Below are 10,352 nucleotides of genomic sequence, written 5' to 3' on the forward strand. Positions count from 1 at the left end.
CTGCGAGGCGTTGAGCTAACTGATACTAATTGCCCGTGAGGCTTAACCATACAACACCCAAGGGGTTTTGACGGACTCGAAGAGAACATTGAATGTGTAGAACGAGAATTAAAAACAGCTTTCCAAGATTTTGGTTTTTACCTTTTTTAAAGGTGAAGACTTAGCAGAATTTGCTTGGCGACCATAGCGTTATGGACCCACCTGACTCCATGCCGAACTCAGTAGTGAAACGTAACAGCGCCGATGGTAGTGTGGGGTCTCCCCATGTGAGAGTAGGACATCGCCAGGCTTCCAATTTAAAGAAAGCCCTGACCTGACGGTCAGGGCTTTTTTGCATCTGTACGTTTTGGCTATCTAAAAGACTAACTTTGTGTGGTTTATGTTCAGTCTTATCCCATATACTTTTTGGTAAGTGAAGTGGGAGGTTGGTCATGAGAGCTTTAGTTATCGCGATGTTTGTTCTTCTAGGTCTTGTAGGCTGCTCAAGCTCGGTGATTTCTCAATATGCTGAAGAGCAAAACTGGTCAGCACTTGCAAGCTATGATGTTGAAGTAGGAAATAAACCTCGCTCTGCGAAGGCATTGAAGGAGCTTGGTGCGACTTCCGAGTCAGTTCAAGAAGACTATCTTTCTGCCTACAAAGCCCACATGGGTGTGTATTGCCAACCTGAAAATGCATATCACGCAGGGATATTAGGTAAGCCAAGAAATTCGGTTTGTATAGATGATTCCCCGACAGGTTGGGACTATGAAGCAAATTGGAAGACAGGGCTTGAAGCGGGCAGTATCTTCTAAATGGCAAACAAAAAGACCAGCTTTAGGCTGGTCTTTTTCAATCTTTGCTTTAACTTGCAAATTAGTTATTCGCGTGTAGCTCAGCGTTTAACTCAACCGCAGATTTGTTAGTCAGGCACTCAATCTTACCGGTCACTGAGTTGCGACGGAACAGAAGGTCTGTTTTGCCTGCCAGGTCACGTGCTTTTACAGTTTCCACTTCTTGGCCGTTTGCATCCAGCATGGAGACTTTTGTACCTGCAGTCACGTACAGACCTGACTCGATGGTACAGCGATCACCCAGTGGGAAACCAAGGCCTGCATTAGCACCCAACAGGCTGTTTTCGCCGATAGAGATAACGATCTGGCCGCCACCGCTCAAGGTGCCCATGATTGAAGCACCACCACCGATGTCACTGCCGTTACCGACCATCACACCTGCGGAAATACGACCTTCGACCATGCTGACACCTTCAGTGCCTGCATTGAAGTTGATGAAGCCTTCGTGCATAACAGTGGTACCTTCACCCACATGCGCACCCAGACGAACACGCGCGGTGTCTGCAATACGAACGCCTGCAGGAACCACGTAATCAACCATCTTAGGAAACTTGTCTACGCAATCTACTGTCAGGGTTTCACCTTTCAGGCGAGCTTCCATTTGACGTTCAGCCAGCTCTGGTAGATCGATTGGTCCTTGGTTAGTCCACGCGATGTTGTGCAGTAGGCCAAAAATGCCATCCAGCACGATGCCATGAGGCTTAGCAAGACGGTGAGAAATGAGTTGGAGCTTAAGGAAGCCCTCTGCCACGCTTGCTGGCTTTTCGTCAGTCGCAAGAATAGTCAGAACGAGTGGTTGGTTAGACTCCGCTGCTTTGGTCGCAAATGATGCTGCTGCCTGTTCGTCAGCTGCTGCGAAAGCAGAAGCGATAGCTGCGCATTGTGCTGCTTCCACTTCAAACGCCTCGTTACCGCCCTGGTAACCGACAACGTCAGCAAGAGCTGAAACCAGAGAATCTGAAGGGTTAAGAACTGGGGTTGGGAAAAATGCTTCGATGATTTTTCCATCTTTGTTTTTGGTCGCGGTGCCAAACGCTAGAGCAAAACTGGCCATGATCCGGGAGTCTCCTTGTCTCTTCCACCAGCATCGGTTGATATCAGATGCTGCATGATAATTGTGATAGCTGGAGACATCTTAAAGTGAAGTGCATCAAGATTGAAGGGCGTGGGGAGAGAATCCTTTAGATTAACGGCTCTTGCAGTGAATATGGGTTAAATAGACCGAAAATTAGGACAATGTTGAAATAAAAAACGCTCCGTATGGGAGCGTTTATTGAGAAGTTAAGCCGCTTCGGCGTCATCTTCCTTTGGCGCTTCAGCTTTTTTCTTTGCTGGCTTTGGGGTGGGTTTGCGTTTAGCCCCCAGAGCATAGAGTACTTCTTCACGATTTTGCGCAAGGAAAAGGGACAATTCTTCGCGTTGCGCTTCATCGCCTGTGACTTCGCTTTTACCCAGCAGCTCAAATAACTCATCTGCCATGTCGAGCATTTTGTCATACGCGTCAGCTTCCGCTTTAGAGGTAAAAGTCATCTTCTCTTCTCCGTTGCGTTCAACCACATATTTGACGATAACGGCCATGGTTAACCTCTCTTAAATTTGTTTACTGTCTGTTTATACAGTAGAGTAAAGTTACCTGTCTAGTTTAACCGTGATTACTGTGATGGCATTGGAAAAATTCTCAGAGATTTATCATCGAGCAGCAACAAGAAAGGGAAGTAACAGCGATCTGGAGCAGCGTCTGGCACACCCTAAGAGCGTAAAAGAACTTAGCGAGATCCCGGATGATCGATGGCTCGCGACATTCAGTCAGAAGATCTTCCAGTCGGGAATGAATTGGCAGGTAGTGAGAAACAAGTGGCCAGGTTTTGAAGAAGTCTTCTGGGGCTTTGATATTGAAAAAATGTGCCTAACTCCGCCTGAGATGTGGGAGGAGAAAGCCACAAACCCAGCGATCATTCGTCATCTGGGTAAAGTCATGACCATTCCCCACAATGCCCAGATGATGAAAAGCGCAGCGAAGCAACACGGCAGCTTTGCAAGGTTTGTCGCAGAGTGGCCGGAAAGTGACATCATTGGCTTATGGGCACACCTGAAAAAGCATGGCAGTCGCTTAGGTGGTAATACCGGGCCTTATTCACTTCGCATGATGGGTAAAGATACTTTTATCTTGTCTGGCGATGTTGAAGGATATCTGCGGGCTCACAAGATCATTGATGGTGGCCGGGATACCCGAAAATCTCTGCATGCGGCGCAGGAAGCGTTTAATCAATGGCAGGCAGAAAGTGGACGTCCACTTTGCCAAATTAGCCAGATTATCGCTTTCAGCGTGGGTGATAACAGCTATTAATCGTTAACTTGCCACTCGCTGGTAAACGTTAGAAAACGTTCAAACAGCAGCGAGTGGTGTTTGCTTTTGTGGTGAGCCAACCAGTACTGACGGCGCAGATCGAGTGGCAACGTCAGCTTATGAAGTCTTTTATTGCTGATGGCATGCCTGGCAGCCAGTGTCGAAAGGTAAGCCAAACCGAGTCCTGCAGCTGCACAATTGATAATGGCTTCAGTGGTTCGAAGCTCAAAAGCTACCGTCCAGTCCTCTAACCTTGGGGCGATTCGTGAGAGGAAATGCTCACGGGTGCCGGAGCCTGTTTCCCTCAACAGCCACGCATGGTTTTCCAAATCAAACAGCGTAATTCCTGTTTTTTGCGCCAAGGATGGTCGATAGCGCAAACAATACACATTTCGTCAGAGAGCCAAGGCTGCATGTGTAAATCATCATTTCCCAATGGTGCTTACTCTCACCTTGTCCTTCAATAAGTCCGATATCGAGCTCAAATGCGAGCAATCTGTCGATGATCGACTGACTGTTAGAGATCACCAACTCCTGGTCAATATGATTACTTCGTGCCCTGAAGTCCCGCAGCAAAAATGGCACCAGTTGGTTTCCTATCGTATCGCTCGCGCCCAACCTAAGGTGGCCGGATAGTTCGCCATCAGAGTTCAAAACCTTGGTGATTTCATCACTTCGGGTAAGGAGTTCGTCAGCCATCGGGAGGAGCCGACGGCCTTGATCGTTGAGTATCAAACGGTTGTTGACCCGTTCGAATAGCTTGTGTCCCAGCTGACTTTCCAGCTCAGAGATCGCCATGCTGACAGCTGGTTTGGAGAGGAAAAGCAGACTGGATGCAGCTGTGATGGTTTTTTCCTGCGCAACGGCGACAAAAACCTTTAGCTGGCGAAGAGACAATGACATCTGGCTATTTACCCATCGATTTATCCTAGTTTAAGTTTAACTTAACTTTAGGTTAAAGATATTCAGATATACTAAATCACGATGCCGTTCTATCATATTTTATGTGTTTTTCTTCTAAAGATGTGACAGAGCAATGCGTAGACGTCTCAACTTACTTCCTACTCCAATGGCTGGCCTCGCACTGGCAATCGCAAGCCTTGGTTGGAGCTGGGAAAATGTCGGCAATTTCGGTGGTAACGCCCAAGTTTTGGGAGCAGTAATCGGTGGTGTGATGCTATTGATGATCGCGCTGAAATTTACTTTTTCTCCCAAAGGTCTTTGGTGCGACTTGCAGCATCCCGTTGTCGGCAGCGTAGTCCCTACGTTTGCCATGGGCGTGATGATTGTTTCTGCTTCTGTTGGCAAAGTCTCTCCTCTGGCAGGTGATTCTCTTTGGATGCTGGCCGTGGTTGCCCACGTCGCCTTCCTCGTTTCTTTTGTTTATCACCGCGCCCGTGATTTCTCACTGACACACATGGTGCCAAGCTGGTTTGTGCCACCTGTGGGCCTGATAGTTGCGGATGTTGCTTTCTCGGGTAACCCTGCGCTGCGTCCCGTGGCGGATGGCATTATGCTATTTGGTTTACTGGCTTATGCTGTGTTGTTGCCACTCATGCTTTACCGCCTGATTTTCTGTGGTGAGGTGCCAGATGCGGCGAAGCCAACCATTGCGATTCTAGCCGCACCCGCAAGCCTGTCTCTTGCTGGCTACCTAACCGTGAGTCAATCACCTTCACCTGTGATCGTGGCGGTGCTTCTGGGGATTGCTTTACTGATGACGCTGGTGATTTACGTGTCATTTGCCAGATTGTTGCGTTTGCCATTTTCACCGGGCTATGCCGCGTTTACCTTCCCTATGGTAATAGGCGCGACAGCATTGTTTAAAACCGCGGCTTGGTTAGAGTCGGTTGGCGTGGCAGCAACTTATGTGAATCAGGTTTATGTGCTGGGTATTATCGAATTGGTGGTCGCGACCATTGTGGTTGGGTATGTAGCCATGCATTACCGCCGCTTCATTTCCCTGCAATGGAAAATGCCTGCCACAGCATAATTTTCGCGAAACTGTTAAAAATAGCCTGCATCTTGTGCAGGCTTTTTCATTTCTAACTGCATGAAATTGCACTCTTGAGGGCATTCCGCCACAATCTCTCCAATACCGTTCTCATGAGTCTTGCCCGTGTTCACTGTCTATCACTCTAACCAGTTGGATCTTTTGAAAAGTCTACTGGTCGCCATTATTCAGCAAAAGCCATTGGATAATCCTTTCCAAAAGGAATTAATCCTGGTGCAAAGCCCGGGCATGGCGCAGTGGCTCAAGCTTGAAATGGCCAAAGAGCAAGGGATTGTTGCGAACGTTGAGTTCCCACTTCCTGCCACTTTTATTTGGCAGATGTTCACTCAGATTTTGGATGATGTGCCGCAACGAAGCTTTTTCAACAAAGAAGCGATGACCTGGAAGTTGATGACTGTTCTGCCAGAGCTCCTCAACCAACCAGACTTTGATGAACTGAAACGTTATCTCGAAGGCGATGATGACAATCAGAAGCTTTACCAGCTGGCGGGTAAGATTGCCGATATCTACGACCAATATCTGGTGTACCGACCAGAGTGGATAAAGGCATGGGAAAACGAGCAGACTGTTGATGAGTTGGCTGAGGAGAAAAGCTGGCAACCCAAGCTTTGGCAGGCGCTTTATGATTATACCCTGCAGCAGGATCAGTCCCCGTTTCACCGCGCCAATCTTTATGAAGAGTTTATTGAGGCGCTAGCGTCCCATAAAGGTAAGCCAGAAGGTCTGAAAGGTATTGAGCGCGTTTTTGTGTTCGGCATTTCTGCCCTGCCGCCGCGTTATCTAGATGCCCTTAAAGCGCTGGGTGAGCATGTCGATGTCCACTATATGTTCACCAACCCTTGTCGTTATTACTGGGGGGATATCCGAGACAAACGTTATCTGGCGAGACGTGCAGCCAGCATGGAGTCGCGCATCAGCCGTGCCAGTGATGCTCAGGAGCCAGCGCAGTTTGCCCTGCCATTGGTCAGTGAAGATGACTCGGCCGAAGTCGGTAATAGCCTGCTGGCGTCTATGGGGAAGCTTGGCCGAGACAACCTGCTGCTGATTTCTGAACTCCAGTGTAATGAGGTTGATCAGGGCTTTGTCGATGTGCAGCGTGACAGCCTACTTCATCATATTCAGGCTGATATTCTAGATTTAATTGAACCGGGCAACATCCAGGAAACCCTTACCAGTGAGAGCAAGGTGGGCATTTCTGCTGAAGATCGCTCTGTCATGGTGGAGGTTTGCCACAGTCCGATGCGTGAAGTGGAAGTGCTGCACGACAGGCTGCTTGAGATGCTAGAACAAGACCCGGATTTATCTCCGCGGGATATTATCGTGATGGTCGCCGATATTAATGCCTACAGCCCGGCGATTCAGGCAGTATTTGGCAATGCACCCGGTGAGCGCTTTATTCCGTTCTCGATTTCTGACCGCACTGCCGATCAGGAAAGCCCAATCCTAACAACGTTCTTGCGATTATTAGGGCTTCCGGACAGCCGTTGTAGCGCAGCGGAGCTTCTGGAAATCCTCGAAGTGCCTTCCGTGATGCGTCAATTTGGTTTTGATAATCGCCAGTTTGAGAAGGTGAAATTCTGGGTAGAAGAATCAGGCATTCGCTGGGGACTCGATGATTCGACGGCAGAACATTTCTCCTTGCCTCATCAACATCAGAACACCTGGTTGTTTGGTCTTAACCGCATGTTGCTGGGTTACGCCATGCCGAGCGACGCCGGGCTTTACAACGATGTGTTGGCGTATGACGAAGTACAAGGATTGGAAGCAGAGCTGGCAGGTAAGTTAGGTGAGTTCTTCCGTGTGATGTCGGCGACGCAAAAAGTGCTGCTGGGCGCGAAAGACGGACATGCCTGGGTGCAGGCACTGACATCACTCTTTGACGATATGTTTGCGCTGGATACAGACGAAGAATTAGCTGGGCAGCTTATCCGCACTCAACTGGATAGCTGGCTGATCCAACTGGGTGACGCTGGCTTCAACCAAACATTGGCGCTCCCGATCGTGCGTGATTACCTGAAAGAAAAGCTTGGCGGAGAGCGTGTCAGTCAGCGCTTCCTTGCTGGTCAGGTGAACTTCTGTACCCTGATGCCCATGCGTTCTATCCCGTTTCAGGTGGTGTGCCTGCTTGGTATGAATGATGGCGATTATCCGCGCACCATCGCGCCGGTTGGCTTTGATTTGATGGCGGGTCGCACCCGCGCAGGTGACCGTTCCCGTCGGGATGATGACAGATACCTGTTCCTCGAAGCACTGCAATCAGCTCAGCAACGCCTATACATTAGCTATGTAGGCCGTTCCGTGCAGGACAATACAGAAAAAGTGCCTTCTGTATTGGTGACTGAATTACTCGATTATTGCCGTCTGGGATACTGCCTTGAAGGCGACCAATCTTTGCCCGAACACGAGTCCGGTGAGCGCCTGCTCAACGCCTTGAATCACCATAATCCACTTGTCCCTTTCAGCCGACACGCCTTTACTGAGAGTCGTCAAAGTTACGCGGCGGAATGGCTACCAGCAGCGCGTGGCGAAGGGCAACTTGCTGCGCCTTTCCTTGATGGTAAAGCGCTGAGTGAAGAGCCTGAACTGCAATCTGGTGTGGTTGAACTTGCGGAGCTTCAGCGATTTTGGCGCTTACCTGTTCAGTACTTTTTCAACCGCCGCTTAAAGGTATTCTTTGAGTCGCCGGAAGGGGCAATGGAAGACGCTGAGCCCTTTGCGCTCGATAATCTTCACCGTTACCAGTTACGCGATGCGCTTCTATCCCATGTTATTGCCAATGATGACAGTGAAGCCTCGCTGGAAGCCTTTTTCAGGCAGCAAAAAGCGAGCGGCAGCTTGCCACTCAATCATTTTGGTGAGTTGACACTTGAGACGGAGCAAGCCGGAATTTTGGCCCAGTATGCGCAATTAAAGCCGCTGCTGACTGACAAACGACAAGCGTTGGAGGTTAATCTTTCTGTCGTCACCTCCCGTGGCACGGTCAAACTTCAAGGCTGGCTGGATGAGCGTTACCGCGCTGGTCGCATTTTGTATCGAAGCGGAAAAGTCAGGGCTAGAGACAAGCTGGCAGCATGGATTGATCATCTTTGCCAGTGCGCAGCAGGCGAGCAACTGGAAACACGCTTCATCGGAGTGGATGACGATGTAGTGTGGAGTCCTATTGCCAAAGAAGACGCTTTATCGAGCCTTGCGGTTTACATCGAATACTATCTTGCGGGTACGGAAGCACCACTGCCTTATCTGCCAAATACTGCGCAGGCAGGCTTAGCGGCTTGTATTGATAAGAAAGGTCACTGGTCGGAAGACGACGCCACGTTGGATAAAGCGCGCAGCAAGATGCGCGCAGCCTTTGAAGGGGGCTATATGGTCTCTGGAGAAGGCGAAAATGCTTATGTGGCTCGGGTCTGGCCACAGGTAGAGGATGAACTGCTCGATCAGGTTTTTGAACTGGGTAAGACTTTGTTGCTACCTGCACTAAATGGCGAGAAAAAAGAAGACTGACTCATAAGCCAGTCTTCTTAGTAAACTCAAGCGTTGATCTTGAACTTCGACAATTGACTGCGTCCAGTGTCGCTCAGAGATTTCACCTTGTCGCTCAGTCCCAGTGTATCTTCTGACGCTTCGCGGTTGGTGTGAGAAATATCGCTGACATTGACTACACTGCGGGCTACTTCCTGAGAAGCGCTGGCTTGCTGTGAGGTGGATGCTGCCACTGCGGTGTTCATTTGCTCCAATTCATTGATCAGCTGAGATAGCGCCGTCAGCTGAGTTTGGGCAAGTCTTGCCTGCTCAAGGCTTTGTGCGGTTTTGTCTGTACCGCTGCTCATGATCTTCGCGGCGACTTGAGCACGCTCCTGCAGCCTCTCGATGATGGCGTTGATTTGAGTTGTCGACTCCTTCGTGGAGTGCGCAAGCTTACGTACCTCATCTGCTACCACCGCAAACCCTCGGCCTGCGCTCCCTGCACGTGCTGCTTCAATCGCGGCATTGAGCGCCAACAGGTTAGTTTGCTCAGAGATGTCGTTAATCACAGTGACCACATCGCTGATTTGGTCGCTTGATGCGGCCAGCTCACGGATGCTTCTTTCAGCATCAATCACATCGTCATTAACCTGCTCAAACTTACCCAGAGAGGCAGAAAGAGATGCTTCAGCTTCTGTCACCAGCTTACGGGAGTGACGCGTACTCTCTTGTGCATTAAGTGTGCTGGATTCAACATCCTTGATAGCAGAGGACATTTCTTCCATCGCACTGGCCACTAAATCCAGCTCCTGGCTTTGGTTGCGAATGCCATCCGTAGAGCGGTTCGCCAAATCAGCCATGGTTTTGCTGTCGCAATCTAACTGAAGCAGCGTGGAATCCACGTTGGAAAGCAGACCTTGCAATTGCTCACAAGCAGTGTTGAGGTTACGTGACATTTCGCCCAGCTCGTCAGTGCTGTTGACGTTGGCGCGAGCGGTTAAATCACCACCAGCGACCACGCTCAGTGCACGCTGAATTTCACGTACTGAATTGACTAGCATGCGGGAGAGCATGGTTGCCAGCAGCACCAGAATAGCGGTGACACACAGGGCAAAAATGCAGCCTGTGAGGTTTCTTTCCATACCAGTGTCTCTAAGTCATCAACGTAGAGGCCAGTACCAATCAGCAACCCCCAAGGTTCATAGCGTTTTACGGCGCTGACTTTTTCCAAAGGCTCTTTACCGCCCGGTTTTGGGAACCAGTAGCTGGTAAAACCGCCCTCTACTGGCTGGGCAACACGACGGAAATCTCTGAGAAGCAGGTTTCCCTTACTGTCTCGGAAGCTATTGAAATCTTTACCGAGCAGACTTTTCGCGCCTGCCAGCATGATGCCTTTTTTATCGATAGCGAAGAAATAACCGTCCGCACCAAAAGTTAACGGCTGGATGGCGGCCATCGCTTTCTCACGACCAGCTTCGGAGGGATCACTCTGATAATGACTGTCGATTATTTGCGTCGCCAGCTCGATGGTTTGCATTAAGCTAGATTTTCTCTCCAATAGGAGGTCTTTATGCAGGCTTCTCGCTTGGAAAGCTGTTAGCAGGACAATGCTAATCACTGAGATGCATACAATAAGTAGCAACTTATATCGCACAGATAGATTTTCAACAAATTTCATACTTAGTATATCCGTGTA

The 10,352-nt window shown here is 49.5% G+C and carries 8 protein-coding genes, 1 rRNA gene and 1 pseudogene; 5 read left to right on the forward strand and 5 right to left on the reverse strand.

Annotated features, from left to right (window positions below; translation table 11 throughout):
- The first annotated feature begins 173 nt into the window (after positions 1–173).
- Positions 174–289 (forward strand): 5S ribosomal RNA (rrf, locus tag G5S52_RS19420).
- Positions 290–431: 142 nt separating this feature from the next.
- Positions 432–794: a DUF2799 domain-containing protein gene (locus tag G5S52_RS19425; RefSeq protein ID WP_165017601.1), complete on the forward strand. Its 363-nt coding sequence runs from the start codon at positions 432–434 to the stop codon at positions 792–794.
- Between the two features lie 61 nt (positions 795–855).
- On the opposite strand, the gene dapD is transcribed toward G5S52_RS19425, so the two are convergent.
- Both dapD and G5S52_RS19435 read right to left on the reverse strand, forming a co-directional pair.
- Entirely contained in the window at positions 856–1,887 is a 1,032-nt protein-coding gene (gene dapD / locus G5S52_RS19430) for a 2,3,4,5-tetrahydropyridine-2,6-dicarboxylate N-succinyltransferase (RefSeq protein WP_165017604.1), read from the reverse strand.
- Positions 1,888–2,114: 227 nt separating this feature from the next.
- On the reverse strand, positions 2,115–2,411 hold the full coding sequence (locus G5S52_RS19435; RefSeq protein ID WP_046303019.1) for a YebG family protein: 297 nt from the start codon (positions 2,409–2,411) through the stop codon (positions 2,115–2,117).
- Between the two features lie 82 nt (positions 2,412–2,493).
- Between G5S52_RS19435 and G5S52_RS19440 the strand changes: the two genes are divergently transcribed.
- Positions 2,494–3,180, forward strand: coding sequence for a DNA-3-methyladenine glycosylase I (locus G5S52_RS19440; RefSeq protein ID WP_165017608.1), 687 nt, complete (start codon positions 2,494–2,496; stop codon positions 3,178–3,180).
- On the opposite strand, the pseudogene G5S52_RS19445 reads toward G5S52_RS19440, so the two are convergent.
- A pseudogene (locus tag G5S52_RS19445) lies at positions 3,177–4,083 on the reverse strand (LysR substrate-binding domain-containing protein). The gene G5S52_RS19440 and the pseudogene G5S52_RS19445 overlap by 4 nt on opposite strands.
- 133 nt (positions 4,084–4,216) lie before the next feature.
- Between G5S52_RS19445 and G5S52_RS19450 the strand changes: the two are divergent.
- A complete protein-coding gene (locus G5S52_RS19450; protein WP_497707160.1) occupies positions 4,217–5,173 on the forward strand; it encodes a TDT family transporter in 957 nt (318 codons plus the stop codon).
- Between the two features lie 126 nt (positions 5,174–5,299).
- Positions 5,300–8,695, forward strand: coding sequence for an exodeoxyribonuclease V subunit gamma (gene recC, locus G5S52_RS19455; protein ID WP_165017610.1), 3,396 nt, complete (start codon positions 5,300–5,302; stop codon positions 8,693–8,695).
- Between the two features lie 26 nt (positions 8,696–8,721).
- Here recC and G5S52_RS19460 read toward each other — a convergent pair whose 3' ends face one another.
- Entirely contained in the window at positions 8,722–9,798 is a 1,077-nt protein-coding gene (locus G5S52_RS19460; RefSeq protein ID WP_235956408.1) for a methyl-accepting chemotaxis protein, read from the reverse strand.
- Positions 9,711–10,193 carry a cache domain-containing protein gene (locus G5S52_RS24060; RefSeq protein ID WP_235956410.1) on the reverse strand — a complete coding sequence of 161 codons (483 nt, stop codon included), beginning with the start codon at positions 10,191–10,193 and terminating at the stop codon, positions 9,711–9,713. Before G5S52_RS24060 ends, G5S52_RS19460 begins: the two co-directional genes overlap by 88 nt.
- Between the last annotated feature and the right edge of the window lie 159 nt (positions 10,194–10,352).

The organism is Grimontia sedimenti (genome assembly GCF_011045095.1).
In the GTDB taxonomy this organism is placed as follows: Bacteria; Pseudomonadota; Gammaproteobacteria; order Enterobacterales; family Vibrionaceae; genus Enterovibrio; species Enterovibrio sedimenti.

Bases quoted from the DNA above. Each gene is read 5' to 3' on its own strand.
- G5S52_RS19450 (WP_497707160.1), top strand. From the start codon at position 4,217: ATGCGTAGACGTCTCAACTTACTTCCTACTCCAATGGCTGGCCTCGCA.
- G5S52_RS19435 (WP_046303019.1), bottom strand. From the start codon at position 2,411: ATGGCCGTTATCGTCAAATATGTGGTTGAACGCAACGGAGAAGAGAAG.
- G5S52_RS19440 (WP_165017608.1), top strand. From the start codon at position 2,494: ATGGCATTGGAAAAATTCTCAGAGATTTATCATCGAGCAGCAACAAGA.
- G5S52_RS24060 (WP_235956410.1), bottom strand. From the start codon at position 10,193: ATGCAAACCATCGAGCTGGCGACGCAAATAATCGACAGTCATTATCAG.
- dapD (WP_165017604.1), bottom strand. From the start codon at position 1,887: ATGGCCAGTTTTGCTCTAGCGTTTGGCACCGCGACCAAAAACAAAGAT.
- G5S52_RS19425 (WP_165017601.1), top strand. From the start codon at position 432: ATGAGAGCTTTAGTTATCGCGATGTTTGTTCTTCTAGGTCTTGTAGGC.
- G5S52_RS19460 (WP_235956408.1), bottom strand. From the start codon at position 9,798: ATGGAAAGAAACCTCACAGGCTGCATTTTTGCCCTGTGTGTCACCGCT.